The organism is Pararhodobacter sp. (genome assembly GCF_036802785.1).
Classification (GTDB): Bacteria; Pseudomonadota; Alphaproteobacteria; order Rhodobacterales; family Rhodobacteraceae; genus Pararhodobacter.
Genome location: NZ_DAIRVN010000013.1, coordinates 43450 through 65453, shown reverse-complemented (window position 1 = coordinate 65453; position 22004 = coordinate 43450). Strand labels below are relative to the sequence as shown.

The following is a 22004-nucleotide window of genomic DNA, read 5'->3' as shown; positions in this document are numbered from 1 at the left end:
GAGCGCCGCCCCCGCCCCGTATGCTGCCCGTCAGCCGCGCTGGTAGAGGCCCTCATAAATCGGGGTCAGCGTATCCTGATCAAAGAGCGACGAGACCGAGGTGCCGTTCCAGGTGTTCAGGATCGCCTGAGCAAAGAGCGGCGCGGTGGGCACGATGCGGATGTTCGGCGCGGCTTTCACAGCCTCGGACGCCTCGATGGAATCGGTGATCACCAGCGATTTCATCACCGAGTTGGTGATCCGCTCCACCGCCGGGCCGGACAGAACGCCGTGGGTGATGTAGGAATGCACCTCGGTCGCGCCGGCCTCGATCAGCACCTGGGCGGCCTTGCACAGCGTGCCGGCCGTGTCGCAGATGTCATCGACGATGATGCAGGTCTTGCCCGTCACATCGCCGATTACCGTCATCTCGGCAATCTCACCCGGCTTTTCGCGCCGTTTGTCGACGATCGCCAGCGCACAACCGATCCGCTTGGCCAGTTCACGCGCGCGCGAAACACCGCCCACATCGGGTGATACCACGATGACATCCTGCAGGCGGCCACGGAAATTGTGCTCGACATCCAGCGCGAAGATCGGCGCGGCATAGAGGTTGTCCACCGGCAGATCGAAGAAGCCCTGAATTTGTGTGGCGTGCAGATCCAGCGTCAGCACCCGGTCGATGCCCGCCTCGGTGATCAGGTTTGCCACCAGCTTGGCCGAAATGGGTGTGCGCGCCTTGGTGCGGCGGTCCTGCCGGGCGTAGCCGAAATAGGGGATCACGGCGGTGATCCGCGCCGCCGACGAGCGTCTGAGCGCGTCGGCGATGATCAGCAGCTCCATCAGGTTGTCATTGGCCGGGTTCGAGGTGGACTGGACGATGAACATGTCCTCGCCGCGCACATTCTCGAACACTTCGACAAAGATTTCCTGATCGTTGAAGCGCTCGACCCGGGCGTCAACCAGCTTGACGGACATGCCCCGGTGCAGCGACATCCGCCGCGCGATGGCCTGCGCCAGGGGGCGATTGGCGTTTCCGGAAATGAGTTTCGGTTCGGTCATGGCGGGCATGTCGGTCCTCGGTGGCGGTTTTCGCTGGATTCGGGATGTTGACACCGCTTATCACCCGGCTACGGTCTTGCAAACCCGAAGCCCGGGGCAGGAGTGTGGAATGCTGAAAATCGATTACTATCTGAGCCCGGTATCGCCCTGGGTGCACATGGCAGGGCGGCGCCCGGCCGAACTGGCGGCGCGCCATGGTGCGGAGCTGCGCTACAAACCCGTTGACGGCGCCGCACTTTTTGCGCGCACCGGCGGGCTGATGCTGAACGAGCGCCATGAATCCCGCAGGGAATACCGGCTGCAGGAACTGCGGCGGCAGTCAACCAAGCTGGGCCTGCCGATCGTGCTGAAACCGGCCTTCTTTCCCACCAACCCCGCGCCCGCCTCCTATGCGATCATCGCGGCGCAGGAATCCGGGCAGGGGGGCGATATTCATGCGCTGGTGCAGGGGCTGACCCGCGCCTGCTGGGAAGAGGAACGCAATATCGCCGAAGATGAGGTGATCTGCGATTGTCTGTCGCGCGCCGGGTTTGACCCCGGTCTGGCGATGTCAGGCCTTCTGACCGGGGCCGAGATCTACAGCCGCACGCTGGAAGAGGCCGTGCGCAACGGTGTTTTCGGCTTTCCCTTCTTTGTGGTGGGCGAGGAGAAATTCTGGGGGCAGGACCGGATCGATGATCTGGCGCTCTGGCTGGAAGGCAAGCTTCAGGCATGATTCATACAACCCGAATGGGCGATGCTGCCGGAATCCCGGCGGTGCTGGCGCATTGCTTTCTGGGCCACAGCGGTGGCTGGAAACGCCTGCTGGAGGCACTTGAAACCCCGCTGGATGCCGTGGCCTTTGACCTGCCGGGCCATGGCCGCTCTGCCCCGTGGGAGGGTGCGGGTGATCTGCATGGCGTCGCCACGGCGGCGCTGGCCGCGCAGATTGCCGAACCCGCGCTGCTGATCGGGCATTCCTTTGGCGGCACGCTGGCGCTGCGTCAGGCGCTGGAGGCCCCGGAATCGGTGCGCGCCATGGTGCTGATCGAGCCGGTTCTGTTCGCCGCAGCCGCAGATACGCCGGAATTTGCCGCCCATGTCGCGGCTGAACAGCCGCTGCGCGAGGCCTTTGCGCGCGGTGATCTGGCCGAGGCGGCGCGGGTTTTCTTTGCGCTCAACGGCGATGAGGCGGGCTGGCACGCCATGTCAGAGGCCGCACGGCAGATGATGACCCGACAGATGACGATGATCGGCGCCACCATGTCGGTGCTGGTTGACGACAGCGAAGGGCTTCTGGCACCGGGGCGGATGGCGGCCTTCGACAAGCCGGTTCTGGTGCTGGCCGGGGCGCTGTCACCCCCGGTATTTCCGGCCGCCGCGCGTGCCGTTGCGGCGCGGCTGGGGCGGGCGGAATTTGTCAGTGTGCCCGGCGCGGGCCATATGGCGCCGCTGACCCATCCCGCCGCCACCGCTGCGCTGATCGACGCGTGGGTGCTGCGCAACGGGCTTAACGAAAAACCCCGCGTCGGATGACGCGGGGTTCAACGAAACCATTTAACGAATAAAATCAGGCAGCTTCGGCCTGGGCCGCAGCCATGCGGCGCTCGCTTTCCTCGCGCGAAAGCGCAACCGAGGTCCGCACACCATTGGCGACAAACTGCATAAGCCCGTTCACAACGCGCTCATTCGGATCGATCCCGGCACAGGTCAGCACTTCACGACCATCGCGTGAGCGTGCCCAGCGGGCAATCTGTTCCGGTCCGTTACCGTATTTCTTGTCGTCGGCAATGGCGTCATCCAGCGCAGCCAGAACCACGGCAGCAAACAGTTTACGGGCGCGTTGCCCCTGCTCGTGGTTGTACGCGGTGCCATCCACAAAGTCGAACATTCTTACCGTCCTTATTCTTGCTCTTGCATTTTCTGGCGTCGGTCTCTGTAACGGTTTATGACCGCGATTCGCTACCAATATGTTGCATGGCTGTCATGCGCTGAGCGCATATCTGCCCGCGGCCGCAGCCGTATCTGGTAAGCTTGCCAGCATAACACCCGCAAGATATAGGAACGAACCAAGCGATCTCAACACTTTCTCAAGAGTTTTCTCATGCCCAAAATCAACGGTAACGAAATTCGGCCCGGCTTTACGCTGGAACATGACGGCGGGCTCTGGGTGGCAGTGAAGGTCAGCCATGTGAAGCCCGGCAAGGGCGGCGCCTTTGCACAGGTGGAACTGAAGAACCTGCGCAACGGCACCAAACTGAACGAGCGCTTCCGCTCGGAAGACAAGGTGGAGCGGGTGCGGCTGGAACAGAAGGACCAGCAATTCCTGTATGAAACCGACGGGATGCTGGTGGTGATGGACATGGATACGTTCGACCAGATTGAACTGCCCGCCGACCTGCTGGGCGACCGCCGCCCCTTCCTGCAGGACGGCATGACCGTGACCATCGAATATTATGGCGAAGAAGCGCTCAACATGGCGATCCCGCAGAAGGTGACCTGCAAGATCGTCGAGACCGAGCCGGTGGTGAAGGGTCAGACGGCGGCCAGCAGCTACAAGCCCGCCATCCTTGATAATGGTGTGCGCATCATGGTGCCGCCGTTTGTCGGCACCGATGAAGACATCGTTGTGAACACCGAAACGTTTGAATATTCCGAACGCGCCTGACATCATCTGGCTGCGGGCTGCAAGGAGGTGAAGAATGCGCAAACTGATGCTTGGCCTTTTGATGGGTTTCGGGCTTGCGGCCTGCGCCACCCTGCAGCCTGAGCTGGTCCCCTCAAACTGGCAGTTCACCGCCCTGAACGGGCGGACGCTGAGCGCGGATGACCGGGTGACCATGGAATTTGCCGAAGGGCGTGTTTCAGGCGTGTCGGGCTGCAACCGCTACACCGGGCCGGTCGCGCTGGGCGAAGAGAACGCCATTGCGTTCGGCCTGCTGGCAACGACGCGGATGGCCTGTCTGGGCGAGGCTGCCGAGATTGAGGCGGCCTTCCTGCACCAGATGTCGCGCATAGACAGCTATCGCTTTGAGCGCGGCGCGCTGGTGTTCTTTGCCAGCGGCACCGAGGTGATGCGCGCGCAGCGGGACTGAGTTTCGGGAGCTGAGTTTCGGGATCTGGGCGGCAGACAGGGCAGGCGGGGCGCGCGCGGGCACATTGGCGTGAATGCCACCCCGACCGGCTTTGCCGGGCGCCGGTTGCAGGCTATGGGTCGGATGACCCGTGCCGGAGGGCGTGATGCTCGATTCCAGAATACGCCCCTTCATCGACCCGCCGCTGAACAGGTTGGGCCACTGGCTGGCATTGCGCGGTGTGCGCGCCGACTGGGTGACGGCGCTTGGCCTTGCGCTGGGGCTGGCGGCGGCGGCGGCGGTGCTGGGCGGGTTCTGGTTGCTGGCGCTGGGGCTTGTCCTTGCCTCGCGGCTGGCAGACGGGCTGGACGGCGCCGTGGCCCGCGCCTCGGAGATCAGCGATTTCGGCGGCTTTTTCGACATCTTCGCCGATTTTGTCTTTTACGCCGCGATCCCGCTGGCTTTCGTGCTCGCCGATCCGGCGGCGAACGGCGCGGCGGGGGCTTTCCTGCTGGCCTCGTTCTATGTCAATGCGGCCAGTTTTCTGGGCTTCGCCATTCTGGCTGAAAAGGCCCGGATGCGCAGCGATGTGCAGGGACGGAAATCAATCTACTTCTCGAACGGCCTGCTGGAAGGCACGGAAACCATTATCTTTTTCGTGGCCCTGTGCCTGTTTCCCGCAGCCTTCGTGCCGCTTGCGCTGATCTTTGCTTCGCTATGCCTGCTCACCGCCGTTCTGCGGGTTCTTGCCGCCGCGCGCCTTTTCCGTCGGGGCTGAACAGCGCCCCCCCGGCCGACCTGCGCGATTGTGATGCGTATTTTTCATGCGACGGCCCGTCACGTTTTGACCCGGCGCACGCAAGGCCGTATAGACTGGGCGCAACATCATCCGGAGCCCGCCCTTGACCCGTGCCTTCCTCTCCTTTCTTGGCGGCATCTTCAGCTTTCTTGTGCTGGGGCTGTTCTTTACTGCGCTGACCGTCGGCGGGGTGATCTGGATGTATGCGCGCGACCTGCCCAGCCATGAGCAACTGGCCAATTACAGCCCGCCCACCATCAGCCGTATCTATTCCGGCGAAGGGCGGCTGATTGACGAATTCGCGCAGGAACGCCGCCTGTTCACGCCGATTGACGATATCCCCGAGATGGTGCGCGCGGCCTTCATTTCGGCCGAAGACCGCAATTTCTATGAACATCAGGGCTTTGACCCGTTGGCGATGGTGTCCGCGCTGCGCGATTTTGTGGTCTCGCGCGGGCAGAACCTGCGCGGGGCGTCCACGATCACGCAGCAGGTGATGAAGAACTTCCTTTTGTCCGGCGACCGCACCGGCGAGCGCAAGATCCGTGAGATCATTCTGGCCTACCGGGTGGAGCAGACGCTGACCAAGGACCAGATTCTGGAGCTTTACCTCAACGAGATCTATCTGGGGCAGAACTCTTACGGCGTGGTCGCGGCGGCGCAGAGCTATTTCAACAAGACGCTGGACGAACTGACGCTGGCCGAAATGGCCTTTCTGGCCGCCCTGCCGCAGGCCCCCTCGCAATACCATCCGGTGCGTGCGCGCGAGCGCGTGACCGAGCGGCGCAACTGGATTCTGGGGCAGATGGTTGAGAACGGCTATGTCAGCGCCGAGGAGGCCACTGAAGCCGCCGCGCAGCCGCTGGAAACCGTTCAGTCCGGCGATATTCCCCCCTTCCGCGAGGCGATGCCGCCGCGTGACTATTTCACCGACGAAATCCGGAGGCAGCTTTCCAGCAGCTTTGGCGAGGCCGAGTTCTTTACCGGCGGGCTGAGCATCCGCGCCACCGTCCATCCCGAACTTCAGGTCAGCGCGGCGCATGCGCTGCAGCGCGCGCTAGAGCGGTTTGACCGCTCGCAAGGCCGCTGGCGCGGTACCGGCGAGACCATCGACGCCGAAAACCTGGCGAGCGAGGAACTTTGGCGCGCGGCCCTGTCGCGGGTGCAGATCGCGCGCGATATAACGCTGGACGGCCCCTGGCTTCCTGCCGTGGTGCTGGAGGTCAGCGCCGACAGCGCGCAACTGGGCATCGAAGGGCAGCCGGAAACCGGCGCGCTTGCGCGCGCGGACATCAACTGGTTGCCCGGCTCAGTCTCGGACACGCTGAGCGTGGGCGATGTGGTCCATGTGCGGGCCATCACCGCAGACAGCGACGGCAGCTTTCAGCGCTGGTCGCTGCGTCAGGTGCCAGAGGTGCAGGGCGGTTTCATGGCGATGGATGTCAACACCGGCCGCGTGATCGCCATGCAGGGCGGGTTCAGCTATCAGCATTCGGTCTTCAACCGTGCCACGCAGGCCCTGCGCCAGCCCGGCTCGGCCTTCAAGCCCTTCGTCTATGCCGCCGCGCTGGATTCGGGCTTTACCCCCGCCACCATCGTGATCGACGCGCCGATCGAGCTTGAAACGGCGCAGGGCATCTGGCGGCCCACCAACGCCTCGAACCAGTATTACGGACCAACCCCGGTGCGCACTGGCATCGAAATGTCGCGCAACCTGATGACGGTGCGGCTGGCGCAGGAAGTGGGGATGGATGTGGTCGCGGGTTATGCCGAGCGTTTCGGGGTCTATGACCGGATGCAGCCCTTCCTTGCCAACAGCCTTGGCGCGCAGGAAACCACGCTGTTCCGCATGGTGGCCGCCTATGCGATGTTTGCCAATGGCGGCGAGCGGGTGGAGCCCACGCTGGTGGACCGGGTGCAGGACCGTTGGGGGCGTACCGTCTATCGCCATGACCAGCGCCGCTGCGTTGAATGCGCCGAGCCCAATCTGCCCGCAGGGCAGGGGCCGTGGATCGCATCCGAGCGCCAGCGCGTCATGGACCCGATCACCGCCTATCAGCTTACCTCGATGATGGAAGGCGTGGTCACGCGCGGCACGGCCAGCGGCATCAACCTGTCGGTGCCGATTGCGGGCAAGACCGGCACCACCAATGATTCCCGCGATGTCTGGTTTGTCGGCTACAGCTCCAACATCGTGGCGGGCTGCTATATCGGCTATGACCGGCCCCGCCCGCTGGGCCGCGCGGCCTCGGGCGGCGGTATGTGCGGGCCGGTGTTTCAGGAATTCATGCGCGAGGCGATTGTCGAATTCGGCGGCACACGTTTCGCCGTGCCGCCCGGCGGGCGCTTCATCCGCATCGACCGCTATTCAGGTGCCCGTCTGGCCGATGATGCCAGCGGCCCCGATGTTGTGGCCGAGTATTTCCGCGACGGCGCAGAGCCGGTCTTCGGCATCGACGCGCTGATCGACGGCGGCTTTGCGATGGGGATGAACCTGCCGGTCTTCAACCGCGGCGAAGGGGACGAAAGCGAGATCGGTACAGGCGACCGGCAGGTGACAACCTCGTCGGGGGAAACCACCGTGATCCCCGGGCAGGCGACCTTTGGCACGCTCAGTTCCGGCGGGCTTTACTGAAGCCGGATCTTTCCTGCACGAAAGCGATGGAGACAGGCGCGCAGCCTGTGCTACATCCTTGCCCGAAGACAGCCGGGGGAGGGGTATGGCAGAGAGTGTCGAGATTTTCGAGGTTGGCCCGCGCGACGGGTTGCAGAACGAAAAGCGCCTGATCCCGACTGCGGAAAAGGTTGCGCTGGTGGATCTGCTGTCACAGGCCGGATACCGCCGTATCGAGGTGGCCTCTTTCGTCAGCCCCAGATGGGTGCCGCAGATGGCCGACAGCGCCGATGTTCTGGCGCAGATCGCCCGTGCGCCCGGTGTGCGCTACGCCGCTCTTGCCCCCAACCTGCGCGGCTATGAGGGCGCGCGGGAGGCAAGCGCCGACGAGGTGGCGGTTTTTGCCTCGGCCTCGGAGGGGTTTTCAAAGGCCAATCTCAACTGCACCATCGAGGAAAGCATTGCGCGCTTCCTGCCCATTCTGGAGGCGGCAAAGGCCGATGGCATGCCGGTGCGTGGCTATATCTCCTGCGTGAGCGACTGCCCCTTTGACGGGCCGACCGCGCCGGGTGCTGTGGCGCATCTTGCCGGGCGGCTGCTGGCCTTGGGCTGCTATGAGATCAGCCTGGGCGACACGATAGGCCGCGCCACGCCCGAAAAGATCACCGCCATGCTGCGCGCCGTTCTGGATGCTGTCCCGGCCAACCGGCTGGCCGGGCATTACCACGATACCGGCGGGCTGGCCTGCGACAATATCGAGGCCTCGCTGGCGCTGGGGCTGCGGGTGTTCGACGCCGCCGTGGGGGGGCTGGGCGGTTGTCCCTATGCGCCGGGGGCTGCCGGGAACGTGGCGACCGAGGCGGCGCTGGCGCGGATCGAGGCTTTGGGATTTGTCACCGGGCTGGACCGCGCGATCATTGAAAGGGCTGGCGCTATGGCCAAAAAGATGCGGGAAGAGCAATGAGTTATGAGACGATCCTGATAGAGCGCGATGCGCGTGGCGTGGCCCGGCTGGTGCTGAACCGGCCTGACAAGCACAACGCCATGAACGCGGGTATGATTGCGGAACTGAGCGCCGCCGCGGCTGAGTTGGCGGCGGATGATACGGTGCGGGTGGTGGTGCTGACCGGCGCGGGCGACAGTTTCTGCGCCGGGGGCGATCTGGGCTGGATGCAGGCGCAGATGGTGGCCGATGCCCCCACCCGGAGCGCCGAGGCCGGGCGGCTGGCTGCGGCGCTGGGGGCGCTGAACACCCTGCCCAAGCCGCTGATCGGGCGCGTTCAGGGGCAGGCCTTTGGCGGCGGGATCGGGCTGATGGCGGTCTGCGATGTGGCGGTGGGGGTTCAGGGCGCGAAATTCGGCCTGACGGAAACCCGGCTGGGGCTGATCCCGGCCACCATCGGCCCCTATGTGCTGGCCCGCATGGGTGAGGCGATGGCGCGGCGGGTGTTCATGTCGGCGCGGGTGTTTGACGCTGATGAGGCGGTGACGCTGGGCCTGCTGGCCAAGGCGGTCGCGCCAGATGCGCTGGATGCTGCCGTCGAGGCCGAGGTGAAGCCCTATCTGGCCTGCGCGCCGGGTGCCGTTGCGGCGGCCAAGGCGCTGACCCTGCACCTGGGTGCCGCCCCCGCGCCCGAAGATATCGCGCATTCGATCCGCGCGCTGGTCACCCGCTGGGAGGGGGATGAGGCCGCTGAGGGCATCGCGGCCTTCTTCGCAAAGCGCAAGCCCGGCTGGGTGCGCTGAAACAGCGCGGCGATTCGGTTGGGCGATGGCGGAAGGGGAGGTCCGGCAATGCGTGTGATGGTTCTGATCCGGGCGAGGGAGGCCGGCGAAACCGCTGCGCTGCCCGGCCCCGCGCAGCGTGAGGCAATGGCGCGCTTCAATGAGGCGCTGATGCAGGCGGGTATTCTGCGGGCGGGCGAGGGGCTCCAACCCTCGGTCAAGGCGCGCCGGATCGTCCGGAACGGGGCGGAGAGCGCGGTTCTGGAGGGGTCGTTTCACCCTTCCGAGGCGCTGATCGCGGGTTTCTGGCTGTGGGAGGTGCGCGATATGGACGAGGCCGTGGCATGGGCGATGCGCTGCCCTGACCCGGTGCCGGGGCGGTACGAAATTGAGATCCGCCCGGTGACCGATGGCATGAATCCGTTCGCGGAGCCGGGCACCGGGCACGCCGGAAGCAGCGACCGGCTCCGCGCGCTGCTCGCCGGGATTTAAGCGGGCGGAAAAACCGGCGGGCCTAACCTGCGCTGCCCTGCAGCAAGGCGCGGATTTGTCCCCGCAAACCGGCGCAAAGCAACGCCTTTGGCGCATTCTGCCCAATCCCATGCAATTACGCGCATTCCGCCTTTTCCGGGGGTCTGTTCGGCCCGCCTTCGGTTGACCCTGCATGCAAGCAGGAGTAAACGAGGCACGAGCCAACATCTGCGAGCGGCTCGTCTGACGAGCGCGCCAAAGGAGCCAGCGGTGGATGACCTTCTGAGAGACTATCTCCCCATCCTTATCTTTCTTGTCATCGCAATCGGCCTGGGGCTTGTCCTTCTGCTTTCGGCACTGATTATCGCGGTGCGCAACCCCGACCCTGAAAAAGTCTCGGCCTATGAGTGCGGCTTCAACGCCTTCGACGATGCGCGCATGAAATTCGATGTGCGGTTCTATCTGGTGTCGATCCTGTTCATCATTTTCGATCTGGAAATCGCCTTCCTGTTTCCCTGGGCCGTGGCCTTCAGCGAGATCAGCATGACGGGTTTCTGGTCGATGATGATCTTCCTTGGGGTGCTGACCGTGGGCTTTGCCTATGAATGGAAGAAAGGAGCCCTCGAATGGGAGTGATGACCGGAGCGAACACCGCCGGGCCTGACCGCGAGGTTGCGACCGTGGCGCTGAATGCCGAACTTCAGGACAAGGGGTTCCTGCTGACCACGACCGCCGATATCATCAACTGGGCGCGCAACGGCTCGCTGCACTGGATGACCTTTGGTCTGGCCTGCTGCGCCGTCGAGATGATGCATACGTCGATGCCGCGCTATGATCTTGAGCGCTTTGGCACCGCGCCGCGCGCCAGCCCGCGCCAGTCTGACCTGATGATCGTGGCGGGCACGCTGACCAACAAGATGGCGCCCGCTCTGCGCAAGGTCTATGACCAGATGCCCGAGCCGCGCTATGTGATTTCGATGGGTTCCTGCGCCAATGGCGGGGGCTATTACCACTACAGCTATTCGGTGGTGCGTGGGTGTGACCGTATTGTGCCGGTCGATATCTATGTTCCCGGCTGCCCGCCGACCGCCGAGGCGCTGCTGTATGGCATCCTGCAGTTGCAGCGGAAAATCCGTCGCACCGGCACCCTGATCCGCTGAGAGGTTTGCTATGTCCGAACAACTCAACGAACTGGCAGCGCTGATCCGGCTGAAGCAGGCCGATGCGGTGCTTGAGGCCGAGGTGGCCTTTGGCGAGCTGACGCTGACCGTTGTGTCCAGCGCCTTGCCCGGTCTGGTGCGGTTTCTGAAAACCGATGAGAACTGCCGCTTTTCGTCGCTGGTGGATATCACGGCGGTTGATTATCCGGCCCGCAAGGCGCGGTTCGAAGTGGTCTATCATTTCCTGTCGATGTACCGGAACCAGCGCATCCGCCTGAAAGCGGCCGTGCGCGAGGATGAGATGGTGCTCTCTATCGTGGATGAGCATCCCTCGGCCAACTGGTTCGAGCGCGAAGTGTTCGATATGTTCGGGATTCTCTTTTCCGGCCATCCGGACCTGCGCCGCCTGCTGACCGATTACGGCTTTCGCGGCTACCCGCTGCGCAAGGATTTCCCCACCACCGGCTATACCGAAGTGCGCTATGACGAGGCCGCCAAGCGCGTCGTCTATGAGCCGGTGAAGCTGGTGCAGGAATACCGCCAGTTCGATTTCATGTCGCCCTGGGAAGGGGCCGAATACATTCTGCCCGGCGACGAAAGGGCGAAGTGATGCGCCAGACGGCCCCAAACCAGCCTGACTGGCCAGAGGGGGTTCGCCTTCTTCTGGGCGTTGGTGCGCAAAAGGCGGGGACGAGCTGGGTCTTTCATTATCTGAACGGCCATCCGGCATGCCGCCCGGGCCCGATGAAAGAGCTGCATTATTTCGACACGCTGGCGGGTATCAGTAAGGTGGGCCATGTCCTGCGCGGGCGTAAAGAACGGGCGCTGGCGAAAAGGGGCCGCGACGCCGCGAAACGGGATGGTGTGAAGCGCCTGCAAGAGATTTGCGAGGCGCCGGATGACAACCATCAGTCCTATGTCGATCTGATGACCGGCGGGCTGGCACCCGGTCAGGTTGCGCTGGATATCACGCCCAGCTATGCCGTGCTTGATGCGGCCACCTTCGGGCAGATGGCCGCCCTGGGTGACACGCGCTTTCTGTTTCTGATGCGCGAGCCGGTTGCGCGGCTGTGGTCGGCGGTGCGGATGAAGATGGCCAAGAAGGTCGAAGTGCCCGCGATGTTCGAGGCCGCCTGCCAGGAGCGGCTGGATCTGATGCTGGAGGGCGGGCGCGCGAAGGAGTTCGCGCGCAGTGACTACGCCGGGACACTGGCACGGCTGGACCAGGCGGTTCCCGCCAGACGCCGGCTGGCCCTGTTCTGCGAGAACCTGTTCACCCAGCAAGCGGCGGACCGGATCTGCGATTTCCTTGAAATCGCGCGGCATCCGCTGGGGGATCTGGGTGTGGTCAACGAGGGTATGCGGGCCGTGATGCGGCCCGATCAGGAAACAGCGCTGGCCGCCAGACTGCGGCCGCAATATGAGGCGATCTGCGCGGCTTTCGGCAAGGAAGTTCCGCAGGCATGGCACGCGCGCTTCGCCGCCCGGCCCCGGCAGGTGGTGGCATGAGCGGCAAGACGGTTCTGCGACGGAGGTTGCAACGATGATGGACGGAGCAAAGGGTTTCAGCGACGCACTGACGGGCGAGCAGAAGATCCGCAATTTCAACATCAACTTCGGGCCCCAGCACCCGGCCGCCCATGGCGTGCTGCGTCTGGTGCTGGAGCTGGATGGCGAGATTGTCGAACGCTGCGATCCGCATATCGGCCTGCTGCATCGCGGCACCGAAAAGCTTATGGAAAGCCGGACTTACCTTCAGAATCTGCCCTATTTCGACCGGCTTGATTATGTCGCGCCGATGAATCAGGAGCATGCATGGTGTCTGGCCATCGAGCGGCTGACCGGCGTGCAGGTGCCGCGCCGCGCCAGCCTGATCCGGGTTCTGTTCTCGGAAATCGGGCGCATTCTGAACCACCTTCTCAACGTCACCACGCAGGCGATGGACGTGGGCGCGCTGACCCCGCCGCTCTGGGGTTTTGAGGAGCGTGAGAAGCTGGTCATTTTCTATGAGCGGGCATCGGGTGCGCGGTTTCATGCGGCTTATTTCCGGCCCGGCGGCGTCCATCAGGACCTGCCGCCTGACCTGATCAATGATATCGAGGAATGGGCCGAGCAGTTCCCTCGTGCGCTGGATGATATCGACGGGCTGCTGACCGAGAACCGCATTTTCAAACAGCGCAACGCCGATATCGGCATCATCTCGGAAGAAGAGATCCAGCAATGGGGCTATTCCGGCGTGATGGTGCGCGGCTCGGGCCTTGCATGGGATCTGCGCCGCGCGCAGCCCTATGAATGCTATGACGAATTTGATTTCCAGATTCCGATCGGCAAGAACGGCGACTGCTACGACCGATATCTGTGCCGCATGGCCGAGATGCGCGAATCGATCCGCATCATCCAGCAGGCGATCACCAAGCTGCGCGCGCCCGACGGGCAGGGCGATGTTCTGGCGCGCGGCAAGATCACACCGCCCCGGCGTGCCGAGATGAAAACCTCGATGGAAGCGCTGATCCATCACTTCAAGCTTTACACCGAGGGTTTCCACGTTCCCGCCGGTGAGGTTTACGCCGCCGTCGAGGCCCCCAAGGGTGAATTCGGCGTCTATCTGGTCGCCGATGGCACCAACCGGCCCTACCGCGCCAAGATCCGCGCGCCGGGCTATCTGCATCTGCAGTCGATGGATCATGTCGCCAAGGGCCACCTGCTGGCTGATGTCGCGGCGATCATCGGCACCATGGATATCGTCTTCGGGGAGGTTGACAGGTGAAAGCCGCCCCCGTCGCCTTTGCCTCTCTGGTCGCGTTCTCGCTGACGCTGGCCGCACCCGTCTGGGCCGATACGCCCGAGCGGGCGGCGCTGCTGGTTGAGGCGATGCGCGACAATGGCTGCGCGATGACGGGGGATGAGGCCGACGCAATTCTGCCGGGCATGGGTCTGAGCATCGACGAGGTGGATGCAGCGATTTCGGTGCTGTATCCGGCCGGGCTGGTTACCCTGTCCGAAGATGGCGAGGCGCTGGTTCTGTCCGATGCGCTTTGCGCTGCCGATGCCGCGCAGTCGCTGACCCTGATCACCGGGGCCTTCGATGCCGCCCCGGTGATGGAGCCGTGGTCGCCGCAGATCACCGGCGCCGAGGGGGCTGCGCTGATCGGCGCGTTGCGCGACAATGACTGCGCCCTGAGCGAGCAGGAGGCCGGGGAAACGCTGCCTGCGCTGGGGCTGGACATGATCACAACCCGTGACACGGTGGCGGTGCTGCTGCAGGCGGGCGCTGTGACGCTGAGCGAGGATGGCGGCACGCTGCGCCTGAGCGAGACGGTTTGCACAATGGAGGCGGACGGGGATGCGGCGCTGACTGAGCAGGCATTGCTGGATTTCCACGCCATGCAGCAATTGTCGCCCGATGCAGAGCCGCTTGAGGTGCTGACGCAGCACTTTGGCCTTGACGGCATCCGCGCCATGACCGCGCTTTACGCCGAGACCGTGGGCTGCACCATCGCCATCGATGAGCGCGCCGCTGCCGAGACCGCGATTGCCGATTTCATCGCCGAGCAGATGACACTGATCTTCAGTTTTGTCCCTGACTGGCCGGAAGAGGCGCGCGCCGAGCTGTTTCGCCTTGTCGGTGCCACGCTTGACGACCCCGGCCCCGAATTCACGCGCGCCGGAGACATTCTGACGCTGACCAATTGTACACCCTGACCGGAAGAACCGATGCTTCGCCGTTTGCACCATACCCAGCCTGAAAGCTTCGCCTTCACACCCGCCAATCTGGAGTGGGCGCAGGCGCAGATCACGAAATACCCGGAAGGGCGGCAGGCTTCGGCCATCATTCCGCTTCTCTGGCGTGCGCAGGAGCAGGAGGGCTGGCTGACGCGCCCGGCGATCGAACATATCGCCGGGATGCTGGGCATGGCCTATATCCGGGCGCTGGAAGTGGCGACATTCTACTTCATGTTCCAGCTTCAGCCGGTCGGCTCGGTCGCGCATATTCAGGTTTGCGGCACCACCTCGTGCCTGATCTGCGGCGCCGAAGACCTGATCGGCATCTGCCGCGAACGCATCGCCCCCGCGCCGCATGCCCTTTCGGCGGATGGCAAGTTCAGCTGGGAAGAGCTGGAATGCCTTGGCGCCTGTTCCAACGCGCCGGTGGTCCAGATCGGCAAGGATTATTACGAAGACCTGACCGCCGAGAAGTTCAACCGGATCCTTGATGAGCTGGCAGCGGGCCGGGTGCCCGTGCCGGGGCCGCAGAACGGGCGTTTCACCTCGGAGCCCAAGGCCGGGCTGAGCAGCCTTGAGGGCGCGCGCGACGAGGCGCATAACGCCTCGGTCGCGCTGGCGCTGTCGCTGGGCGATACGATCAAGCGGATTGACGGCACTGAAGTGCCGATTCTCACCCCCTGGCTGGACAGCGGCAAGCCCGCGAAGCCGAAATCTACCCGCAAGGGCGTCGCGCCTGAGCCCAAGCCTTCGGCGGGCCAGCCGGTTGATGAAACCGGCGTGACCGAGCAGGAAGCGCGCGCCAAGCCCAAGGGCCACCCGGCGCCCGAGGTTGCCTCGGCACCCGTCGTTGAGCCTGCGAAATCAGGCGAAGAGGCCGCCGCCGCCAGCCCGGAAGGGCAGGCGCCCAGGCTTCTGGCGAGCGCAGAGGGCACGCCCGACAACCTGCAAAAGCTCAAGGGCGTCGGCCCCAAGCTGGAGCAGAAGCTGAACGCGCTGGGGATCTGGCATTTCCGCCAGATCGCCGCCTGGACCGATGCGGAAGTGGCCTGGGTTGACGGCGCGCTGAATTTCAAGGGCCGGATCGCCCGTGACGGCTGGGTCGAACACGCCCGGGTTCTGGCGGCTGGTGGCGGGACCGAATTCTCGTCACGGCAAGACTGAAGAGGGCACCAATGACCAGAAACGGGGAACAGGAACAGACCCATCGCCGCCAGGTGCGGATTGTCGCCAGTGTTCTGGTGGGCACGATGGTTCTGTGGATGTTCGCCAGCTGGGCGGGTGGTTTTTACGGATGGCAGGCACGCTATGCCTTCCTGTTCGATTTTCTGGCGCTGGCGGCCTTTGTCTGGGCGCTGATCGTATCTTACCGCCTCTGGCGCGCACGGCGCGACCAGAGCGGCGACAACTGAGGAACTGCCGATGCTGAAGGATCAGGACCGCATCTTCACCAATATCTACGGGATGAAGAACCGTTCGCTGAAAGGCGCGATGGCGCGTGGGGCATGGGACGGCACTGCCGGGATCATCCAGAAGGGCCGCGACTGGATTGTGAACGAGATGAAGGCCTCGGGCCTGCGCGGGCGGGGCGGTGCTGGCTTTCCGACCGGGCTGAAATGGTCATTCATGCCCAAGGAAAGCGATGGTCGACCGGCCTATCTGGTTGTGAACGCTGACGAATCTGAGCCCGGCACCTGCAAGGACCGCGAGATCATGCGCCATGATCCGCACACGCTGATCGAAGGCTGCCTGATCGCCAGCTTCGCGATGAACGCGCATGCCTGCTACATCTACATCCGGGGCGAATATATCCGCGAGCGCGAGGCGCTTCAGGCCGCCATCGACGAGGCCTATGAGGCCGGGCTTCTGGGCAAGAACGCTGCGAAATCAGGCTGGGATTTTGACCTTTATCTGCACCACGGCGCCGGGGCCTATATCTGCGGCGAGGAAACCGCGCTCCTAGAAAGCCTTGAGGGCCGCAAGGGTATGCCGCGCATGAAACCGCCTTTCCCGGCGGGCGCGGGGCTTTATGGCTGCCCGACGACCGTGAACAATGTTGAATCCATCGCCGTTGTGCCCACCATCCTGCGGCGCGGCGGGGCGTGGTTTGCCGGTTTCGGCCGCCAGAACAACGCGGGCACCAAGCTGTTCGCCATCTCGGGCCATGTGAACAACCCCTGTGTCGTCGAAGAGGCGATGTCGATCAGCTTTGAAGAACTGATCGAGAAGCATTGCGGCGGCATCCGGGGCGGCTGGGACAATCTGAAGGCGGTCATTCCCGGCGGCTCATCCGTGCCGCTGATCCGCGGCGAGAAGATGCGCGACGCGATCATGGATTTCGACTATCTGCGCGAGCAGGGGTCAGGCCTTGGTACGGCGGCGGTGATCGTGATGGACAAATCCACCGATATCATCAAGGCGATCTGGCGGCTGTCGGTATTCTACAAGCACGAAAGCTGCGGCCAGTGTACGCCGTGTCGTGAGGGGACGGGCTGGATGATGCGGGTCATGGACCGGCTGGTGCGCGGCGAGGCCCGCAAGGAAGAGATCGATATGCTGTGGGATGTGTCCAAGCAGGTCGAAGGGCACACGATCTGTGCGCTCGGCGATGCGGCGGCCTGGCCGATTCAGGGCCTGATCCGCAACTTCCGCGACGAAATCGAAGAGCGGATTGATGCACAGAAGCGGGGCCGGGTTTCGGCTGTGGCAGCGGAGTAGGGATGATGGCGAACACAGGGGTAATCACAGGTCTGGTGCTGGCGGCGGCCGTCATGGCGGGTTGCGCTGCGCAGGTTGATTCCACGCGCAGCGTCACAGTGGGCGGCGATGTGTTCGGCTATCATCAGTATGAGGGCGCGGCGCTTCGCTATCCTGAGCTGTCAACGGGCAGCAGCGGTGGCATCGGCGCCGGGGTGCGCAGCGGGCTGGTCATCACGGTCATGACGCGCAATGGCGCGCCGGTTTCCGAGATGGACCGCGGCGATGTGCAGCGCGTTGCGCGGCTTTTGTGCGAACGCACCCAGCGGCGCTGGTATGATCAGGATCGCGGCGTATTTCTGCCCGGCGGCGGGCTGAGCTTTGCGGGGGCCTGCGGTTGATCCGACACGCGCTCATACCGGTGGCGGCGCTTGCGCTGCTGGGGGCCTGCGCCCCGGGGCCGGATGCCGATGGCGGCATCCCGGCCAGCCGTCATGTGTTGTTTGAGGGTGAGGAGTTTGGCTTTTTCAACTATGAGGCCGGTGCAACCGGGCAGGGTATCGGCGACGACTGGCGCCCTGCCGAATCGGTCATCACCATCGTCTCGCGTGAGGGGCGGCCAGTGACGGAGGCCGATCAGGATAGCGCCGCGCGTCTGGCACGGCAGATCTGCGAAGAGGGCGGGCGCGAATTCAACACACGCAGCCGCGGCAGCCTGATGCGCCGCGGCGGTATTTCCTTTGCGGGGGATTGTCGCGAATGGTGAGGCAGATGTCATTTCTGGCCGGGACGCTCTGTGCGGGTGTGACTGCGGTGGCGGTCATGGTTGCATCGGCGGGTCTGGCCGCCGCGCAGGACGAGGGGCGCAGCCAGGCCGATGTCAACGCGGCCCTGCGCGCCGATCCTGAGATATTCAACGGGCTTTATGTTCTGGGCATCGCCCATGGCATCCGTGACACCTGTCCGACAATCGACGCGCGGATGCTCCGTGCCAACAGCGTGGCGCTGTCGCTTTACAACCATGCCCGCTCGCTGGGGTTTTCCCGCAGCGAGATCAGGGCTTTCCTGCGCGATGAAGCGAACAAGGCGGAACTGCGCGCCATCGTCATCGCCTATTATAACCAGCAGGGCGCCCAGGTGGAGCAGCCCGATACAATCTGCGCTTTGGGCCTTGCCGAAATTGCGGCCGGCACCCCATCGGGCGCACTACTGAGAGCAAGGTAAGCCATGTCAGAGCTTCGCAAGATCATCATTGACGGCCGCGAGATCGAGGTTCACCCCGCGATGACCCTGATTCAGGCCTGCGAGGAGGCCGGGATCGAGGTGCCGCGCTTCTGCTATCATGAGCGGTTGTCGATTGCGGGCAACTGCCGGATGTGTCTGGTCGAAGTGGTCGGCGGCCCGCCCAAGCCCGCCGCAAGCTGCGCGATGCAGGTCAAGGATCTGCGCCCCGGTCCCAATGGCGAACCGCCGCAGGTGCGCACCAACTCGCCCATGGTCAAGAAGGCGCGCGAGGGGGTGATGGAGTTTCTGCTCATCAACCACCCGCTGGACTGCCCGATCTGCGATCAGGGCGGCGAATGCGACCTGCAGGATCAGGCGATGGCTTACGGCGTTGATTTCTCGCGCTTCCGCGAGCCCAAGCGCGCCTCCGAGGATCTGAACCTTGGCCCGCTTGTCGAAACCCACATGACGCGCTGCATCTCCTGCACCCGCTGCGTGCGCTTCACCACCGAGGTGGCGGGCATCACCCAGATGGGCCAGACCGGGCGCGGCGAGGATGCCGAGATCACCTCGTATCTGAACCAGACGCTGCAATCGAACCTGCAGGGCAATATTATCGACCTGTGCCCGGTGGGCGCGCTGGTGTCGAAACCCTATGCTTTCACCGCCCGCCCGTGGGAGCTGACGAAAACCGAAAGCATCGACGTGATGGATGCGCTTGGCTCGTCGATCCGGGTGGATACCAAGGGGCGCGAAGTCATGCGCATTGTGCCGCGCAACCATGACGGCGTGAATGAGGAATGGATTTCCGACAAGACGCGCTTCATCTGGGACGGGTTGCGCCGTCAGCGGCTGGATACGCCCTATATCCGCGAGAACGGCAAGCTGCGCAAAGCAGGCTGGCCTGAGGCGCTGGCAGCGGCGGCGGCGGCCATGAAGGGCAGGAAGGTTACCGGGCTGGTCGGCGATCTGGCCCCGGTCGAGGCCGCCTGGGCGCTCAAGCTGCTGATTGAGGGGCAGGGCGGGAATCTCGAATGCCGCACCGATGGCGCGCGCCTGCCGATCGGCAACCGTGCGGGTTATGTCGGCACCGCCGCGATTGCCGATATCGACAGCGCGAAGGTCATTTACCTGATCGGCACCAACCCGCGCGACGAGGCGCCTGTGCTGAACGCGCGCATCCGCAAGGCCTGGCTGAACGGGGCCGAGGTGCACCGGGTCGGCCCCGCGGTTGACCTGACCTATGAGGTGCATGAACTGGGCACCGACCGCGCTGCGCTGGTGCGTGCCGCCGGCGATGCGCAATCCACCCCCGGCGCGCTGGTGATTCTGGGGCAGGGTGCGCTGAGCGAGGCCGATGGCACCGCCGTTCTGGCCCATGCGATGAAGCTGGCGCAGGGCCTGGGCGGGGGCTTCATGGTGCTTCATACCGCCGCCAGCCGCGTCGGTGCGATGGATGCGGGCTGCGTGACCGAGGGCGGTATCGCGGCAGCCATCGAGGGTGCCGAGGTGATCTATAATCTGGGCGCCGACGAGATTGATATCGAGGCCGGGCCTTTCGTGATCTATCAGGGCAGCCACGGTGACCGGGGCGCGCACCGCGCCGATATCATCCTGCCGGGCGCGACCTATACCGAAGAGAACGGCATTTTCGTCAATACCGAGGGGCGGCCGCAGCTCGCGTTCCGCGCCGGGTTTGCGCCGGGTGAGGCGAAAGAGAACTGGGCGATCCTGCGCGCGCTTTCCGCCGAACTGGGTGCGACGCTGCCCTTCGACTCGCTTGGCGCCCTGCGCCGGAACCTGACCGGGGCGGTGCCGCATCTGGAGCTGATCGACGAGGTGCCGGAAAATCCCTGGCAGCCGCTGAGTGTTGAAGCGCCGGGTGCTGCCGATTTCCGCTATCCGCTGCGCGATTTCTACCTTACCAACCCCATCGCGCGGGCCTCCGGCCTGATGGCCGAACTCTCGGCCATGAACAAGCAGGGCCAGACCCGGCTGGCGGCGGAGTGAGCAATGAGCCCACGCGCCTCTCACGCGGTGATTTCGGTGCTGGCCCTCGGGGGGCTGGCGCTGGCGGGCTGCGGCACGGATGCCGCGCCGCTCACCGGGGACGAGGCAGTGCTTGGCGCGCCGGAGAATGCGGTGTATCGCGACGTGCGGACCCGACTGCTGGATGCGGATATGGTGAACTTTCTGGTCACCATGGAAGGCGCGCGCGGGGCGGAGGATGTGATCGCCTACGCCCGCTGCGCCGCTGCACAATACGCGGTCATCCGCGGATACGGATTTGCGCGCCATGTGCGCACGAATGTCGCTGAACAGGGTGGAATCTGGCAGGCAGATGCGGTTTATACCGTCTCGCCGGCACTGCCCCGGGGTTTTCGGACGATCGACGCAGAAGTGACCGTCGCCGATTGCACCGAGCAGGGAATACCGACGGTCTGAGGATTAAGGCAAGATGGCAGATTTTCTTGAAACCGGGCTGGGCATCACAGTGCTGATCGCCGCACAGTCACTTCTGGTCATCGCCTTCGTGATGATCAGCCTGCTGTTTCTGGTCTACGGGGACCGCAAGGTCTGGGCTGCGGTGCAGATGCGCCGCGGGCCCAATGTGGTGGGGCCCTGGGGCCTGCTGCAATCGGTGGCCGATGCACTGAAATATGTCGTCAAGGAGGTGGTGATTCCGGCCGGTGTTGACCGCCCGGTCTATTTCCTGGCGCCGATGCTCAGCTTCGTGCTGGCGGTGCTGGCCTGGGCGGTGATCCCGTTCAATGCCGGCTGGGTGCTGGCCGATATCAACGTGGCCATCCTGTTCGTTTTCGCGATCTCGTCGCTGGAAGTATACGGCGTGATCATGGGCGGCTGGGCGTCAAACTCCAAATACGCGTTTCTGGGCAGTCTGCGCTCGGCGGCGCAGATGATCAGCTATGAGGTGTCGCTGGGCCTGATCATCATCGGTGTGATCATCGCCACCGGCAGCATGAACTTCGGCGCGATCGTTGCCGCGCAGGATACCGGCTGGGGCCTGCTGGGCTGGTACTGGCTGCCGCATTTCCCGATGGTTGTGCTGTTCTTCATCTCGGCGCTGGCCGAAACCAACCGCCCGCCGTTTGACCTGCCCGAGGCGGAGTCAGAGCTGGTGGCGGGCTTCATGGTTGAATATTCCTCCACGCCCTACCTGCTGTTCATGGCCGGTGAATACATCGCCATCTTCCTGATGTGCGCGCTGATGTCGCTGCTGTTCTTTGGCGGCTGGCTTTCGCCCGTGCCTTTCCTGCCGGATGGTCCTTGGTGGATGGTCGGCAAGATGGCGTTCTTCTTCTTCCTGTTTGCGATGGTGAAAGCCATTGTCCCGCGCTACCGCTACGACCAGCTGATGCGCATCGGCTGGAAGGTGTTCCTGCCGCTCTCGCTGGGCTGGGTGGTTCTGGTGGCGTTCTTTGCGAAATTCGAACTGTTCGGCGGCGCCTATGCCCGCTGGGCGATTGGAGGCTGAG

At 64.3% G+C, this 22004-nt stretch carries 26 protein-coding genes; 24 read left to right on the top strand and 2 right to left on the bottom strand.

Annotated elements, in window-relative coordinates; genetic code table 11:
• Positions 1-30: 30 nt before the first annotated feature.
• Positions 31-1050: a ribose-phosphate pyrophosphokinase gene (locus V7Q53_RS07070; RefSeq protein WP_333827816.1), complete on the bottom strand. Its 1020-nt coding sequence runs from the start codon at positions 1048-1050 to the stop codon at positions 31-33.
• Between the two features lie 100 nt (positions 1051-1150).
• Between V7Q53_RS07070 and V7Q53_RS07065 the strand changes: the two genes are divergently transcribed.
• The gene (locus V7Q53_RS07065; protein WP_333827815.1) at positions 1151-1756 is read left to right on the top strand and encodes a 2-hydroxychromene-2-carboxylate isomerase; all 606 of its coding nucleotides are present in this window, start codon (positions 1151-1153) and stop codon (positions 1754-1756) included.
• The gene (locus tag V7Q53_RS07060) at positions 1753-2556 is read left to right on the top strand and encodes an alpha/beta fold hydrolase (RefSeq protein WP_333827814.1); all 804 of its coding nucleotides are present in this window, start codon (positions 1753-1755) and stop codon (positions 2554-2556) included. Before V7Q53_RS07065 ends, V7Q53_RS07060 begins: the two co-directional genes overlap by 4 nt.
• Before the next feature lie 34 nt (positions 2557-2590).
• Here the strand turns inward: V7Q53_RS07060 and V7Q53_RS07055 are convergent, their stop codons facing one another.
• Positions 2591-2911, bottom strand: coding sequence for a DUF6280 family protein (locus V7Q53_RS07055; RefSeq protein WP_333827812.1), 321 nt, complete (start codon positions 2909-2911; stop codon positions 2591-2593).
• A gap of 213 nt (positions 2912-3124) precedes the next feature.
• Between V7Q53_RS07055 and efp the strand changes: the two genes are divergently transcribed.
• The 22 genes from efp to nuoH all read left to right on the top strand — a co-directional run bounded on the left by efp (position 3125) and on the right by nuoH (position 22003).
• Positions 3125-3688, top strand: a complete 564-nt coding sequence (gene efp / locus V7Q53_RS07050; RefSeq protein ID WP_333827810.1) for an elongation factor P — start codon at positions 3125-3127, stop codon at positions 3686-3688.
• 34 nt (positions 3689-3722) lie between these two features.
• A complete protein-coding gene (locus tag V7Q53_RS07045; protein ID WP_333827808.1) occupies positions 3723-4115 on the top strand; it encodes an META domain-containing protein in 393 nt (130 codons plus the stop codon).
• Between the two features lie 145 nt (positions 4116-4260).
• A complete protein-coding gene (locus V7Q53_RS07040) occupies positions 4261-4872 on the top strand; it encodes a CDP-alcohol phosphatidyltransferase family protein (protein ID WP_333827807.1) in 612 nt (203 codons plus the stop codon).
• A 124-nt stretch (positions 4873-4996) separates the two neighbouring features.
• On the top strand, positions 4997-7528 hold the full coding sequence (locus V7Q53_RS07035; protein ID WP_333827806.1) for a penicillin-binding protein 1A: 2532 nt from the start codon (positions 4997-4999) through the stop codon (positions 7526-7528).
• A gap of 85 nt (positions 7529-7613) precedes the next feature.
• Positions 7614-8471 carry a hydroxymethylglutaryl-CoA lyase gene (locus V7Q53_RS07030; protein ID WP_333827805.1) on the top strand — a complete coding sequence of 286 codons (858 nt, stop codon included), beginning with the start codon at positions 7614-7616 and terminating at the stop codon, positions 8469-8471.
• Positions 8468-9253 carry a crotonase/enoyl-CoA hydratase family protein gene (locus tag V7Q53_RS07025; RefSeq protein WP_333827804.1) on the top strand — a complete coding sequence of 262 codons (786 nt, stop codon included), beginning with the start codon at positions 8468-8470 and terminating at the stop codon, positions 9251-9253. Before V7Q53_RS07030 ends, V7Q53_RS07025 begins: the two co-directional genes overlap by 4 nt.
• 48 nt (positions 9254-9301) lie before the next feature.
• A complete protein-coding gene (locus V7Q53_RS07020; RefSeq protein WP_333827803.1) occupies positions 9302-9724 on the top strand; it encodes a YciI family protein in 423 nt (140 codons plus the stop codon).
• A gap of 249 nt (positions 9725-9973) precedes the next feature.
• Positions 9974-10339 carry an NADH-quinone oxidoreductase subunit A gene (locus tag V7Q53_RS07015; protein WP_333827801.1) on the top strand — a complete coding sequence of 122 codons (366 nt, stop codon included), beginning with the start codon at positions 9974-9976 and terminating at the stop codon, positions 10337-10339.
• Positions 10330-10863: a NuoB/complex I 20 kDa subunit family protein gene (locus V7Q53_RS07010; protein WP_333827800.1), complete on the top strand. Its 534-nt coding sequence runs from the start codon at positions 10330-10332 to the stop codon at positions 10861-10863. The genes V7Q53_RS07015 and V7Q53_RS07010 overlap by 10 nt, the downstream gene beginning before the upstream one ends.
• Before the next feature lie 10 nt (positions 10864-10873).
• Complete coding sequence (locus V7Q53_RS07005) at positions 10874-11473, top strand: NADH-quinone oxidoreductase subunit C (RefSeq protein WP_333827799.1); 600 nt, start codon at positions 10874-10876, stop codon at positions 11471-11473.
• Entirely contained in the window at positions 11473-12372 is a 900-nt protein-coding gene (locus V7Q53_RS07000) for a hypothetical protein (RefSeq protein WP_333827798.1), read from the top strand. The genes V7Q53_RS07005 and V7Q53_RS07000 overlap by 1 nt, the downstream gene beginning before the upstream one ends.
• Before the next feature lie 34 nt (positions 12373-12406).
• Entirely contained in the window at positions 12407-13630 is a 1224-nt protein-coding gene (locus V7Q53_RS06995) for an NADH-quinone oxidoreductase subunit D (RefSeq protein ID WP_333827797.1), read from the top strand.
• A complete protein-coding gene (locus V7Q53_RS06990; RefSeq protein WP_333827795.1) occupies positions 13627-14565 on the top strand; it encodes a hypothetical protein in 939 nt (312 codons plus the stop codon). The genes V7Q53_RS06995 and V7Q53_RS06990 overlap by 4 nt, the downstream gene beginning before the upstream one ends.
• A gap of 12 nt (positions 14566-14577) precedes the next feature.
• Positions 14578-15750 (top strand): NADH-quinone oxidoreductase subunit E, encoded by a 1173-nt coding sequence (locus tag V7Q53_RS06985; RefSeq protein WP_333827794.1) that lies wholly within the window; start codon positions 14578-14580, stop codon positions 15748-15750.
• A gap of 11 nt (positions 15751-15761) precedes the next feature.
• A complete protein-coding gene (locus V7Q53_RS06980) occupies positions 15762-15998 on the top strand; it encodes a DUF5337 domain-containing protein (protein ID WP_333827793.1) in 237 nt (78 codons plus the stop codon).
• A gap of 10 nt (positions 15999-16008) precedes the next feature.
• Positions 16009-17304 (top strand): NADH-quinone oxidoreductase subunit NuoF, encoded by a 1296-nt coding sequence (gene nuoF / locus V7Q53_RS06975; protein WP_333827791.1) that lies wholly within the window; start codon positions 16009-16011, stop codon positions 17302-17304.
• A 2-nt stretch (positions 17305-17306) separates the two neighbouring features.
• Positions 17307-17684 carry a hypothetical protein gene (locus V7Q53_RS06970; protein WP_333827790.1) on the top strand — a complete coding sequence of 126 codons (378 nt, stop codon included), beginning with the start codon at positions 17307-17309 and terminating at the stop codon, positions 17682-17684.
• Positions 17681-18049, top strand: coding sequence for a hypothetical protein (locus V7Q53_RS06965; RefSeq protein WP_333827788.1), 369 nt, complete (start codon positions 17681-17683; stop codon positions 18047-18049). Before V7Q53_RS06970 ends, V7Q53_RS06965 begins: the two co-directional genes overlap by 4 nt.
• Before the next feature lie 5 nt (positions 18050-18054).
• Positions 18055-18507, top strand: a complete 453-nt coding sequence (locus V7Q53_RS06960; RefSeq protein ID WP_333827786.1) for a DUF5333 domain-containing protein — start codon at positions 18055-18057, stop codon at positions 18505-18507.
• Between the two features lie 3 nt (positions 18508-18510).
• On the top strand, positions 18511-20517 hold the full coding sequence (nuoG, locus tag V7Q53_RS06955) for an NADH-quinone oxidoreductase subunit NuoG (RefSeq protein WP_333827785.1): 2007 nt from the start codon (positions 18511-18513) through the stop codon (positions 20515-20517).
• A 3-nt stretch (positions 20518-20520) separates the two neighbouring features.
• Positions 20521-20952, top strand: a complete 432-nt coding sequence (locus V7Q53_RS06950; RefSeq protein ID WP_333827784.1) for a hypothetical protein — start codon at positions 20521-20523, stop codon at positions 20950-20952.
• Positions 20953-20965: 13 nt separating this feature from the next.
• Positions 20966-22003, top strand: a complete 1038-nt coding sequence (gene nuoH / locus V7Q53_RS06945) for an NADH-quinone oxidoreductase subunit NuoH (RefSeq protein ID WP_333827783.1) — start codon at positions 20966-20968, stop codon at positions 22001-22003.
• Position 22004: the final 1 nt, after the last annotated feature.

Coding starts and splice junctions, on each gene's coding strand:
- V7Q53_RS07055 (WP_333827812.1), bottom strand. CDS start 2,911: ATGTTCGACTTTGTGGATGGCACCGCGTACAACCACGAGCAGGGGCAA.
- nuoF (WP_333827791.1), top strand. CDS start 16,009: ATGCTGAAGGATCAGGACCGCATCTTCACCAATATCTACGGGATGAAG.
- V7Q53_RS07020 (WP_333827803.1), top strand. CDS start 9,302: ATGCGTGTGATGGTTCTGATCCGGGCGAGGGAGGCCGGCGAAACCGCT.
- V7Q53_RS06950 (WP_333827784.1), top strand. CDS start 20,521: ATGAGCCCACGCGCCTCTCACGCGGTGATTTCGGTGCTGGCCCTCGGG.
- V7Q53_RS07045 (WP_333827808.1), top strand. CDS start 3,723: ATGCGCAAACTGATGCTTGGCCTTTTGATGGGTTTCGGGCTTGCGGCC.
- V7Q53_RS07070 (WP_333827816.1), bottom strand. CDS start 1,050: ATGCCCGCCATGACCGAACCGAAACTCATTTCCGGAAACGCCAATCGC.
- V7Q53_RS06980 (WP_333827793.1), top strand. CDS start 15,762: ATGACCAGAAACGGGGAACAGGAACAGACCCATCGCCGCCAGGTGCGG.
- V7Q53_RS07060 (WP_333827814.1), top strand. CDS start 1,753: ATGATTCATACAACCCGAATGGGCGATGCTGCCGGAATCCCGGCGGTG.
- V7Q53_RS07030 (WP_333827805.1), top strand. CDS start 7,614: ATGGCAGAGAGTGTCGAGATTTTCGAGGTTGGCCCGCGCGACGGGTTG.
- V7Q53_RS07025 (WP_333827804.1), top strand. CDS start 8,468: ATGAGTTATGAGACGATCCTGATAGAGCGCGATGCGCGTGGCGTGGCC.
- nuoH (WP_333827783.1), top strand. CDS start 20,966: ATGGCAGATTTTCTTGAAACCGGGCTGGGCATCACAGTGCTGATCGCC.
- V7Q53_RS07010 (WP_333827800.1), top strand. CDS start 10,330: ATGGGAGTGATGACCGGAGCGAACACCGCCGGGCCTGACCGCGAGGTT.
- V7Q53_RS06960 (WP_333827786.1), top strand. CDS start 18,055: ATGTCATTTCTGGCCGGGACGCTCTGTGCGGGTGTGACTGCGGTGGCG.
- V7Q53_RS07000 (WP_333827798.1), top strand. CDS start 11,473: ATGCGCCAGACGGCCCCAAACCAGCCTGACTGGCCAGAGGGGGTTCGC.
- V7Q53_RS06995 (WP_333827797.1), top strand. CDS start 12,407: ATGATGGACGGAGCAAAGGGTTTCAGCGACGCACTGACGGGCGAGCAG.
- V7Q53_RS06985 (WP_333827794.1), top strand. CDS start 14,578: ATGCTTCGCCGTTTGCACCATACCCAGCCTGAAAGCTTCGCCTTCACA.
- V7Q53_RS07005 (WP_333827799.1), top strand. CDS start 10,874: ATGTCCGAACAACTCAACGAACTGGCAGCGCTGATCCGGCTGAAGCAG.
- efp (WP_333827810.1), top strand. CDS start 3,125: ATGCCCAAAATCAACGGTAACGAAATTCGGCCCGGCTTTACGCTGGAA.
- nuoG (WP_333827785.1), top strand. CDS start 18,511: ATGTCAGAGCTTCGCAAGATCATCATTGACGGCCGCGAGATCGAGGTT.
- V7Q53_RS06970 (WP_333827790.1), top strand. CDS start 17,307: ATGATGGCGAACACAGGGGTAATCACAGGTCTGGTGCTGGCGGCGGCC.
- V7Q53_RS07040 (WP_333827807.1), top strand. CDS start 4,261: ATGCTCGATTCCAGAATACGCCCCTTCATCGACCCGCCGCTGAACAGG.
- V7Q53_RS07065 (WP_333827815.1), top strand. CDS start 1,151: ATGCTGAAAATCGATTACTATCTGAGCCCGGTATCGCCCTGGGTGCAC.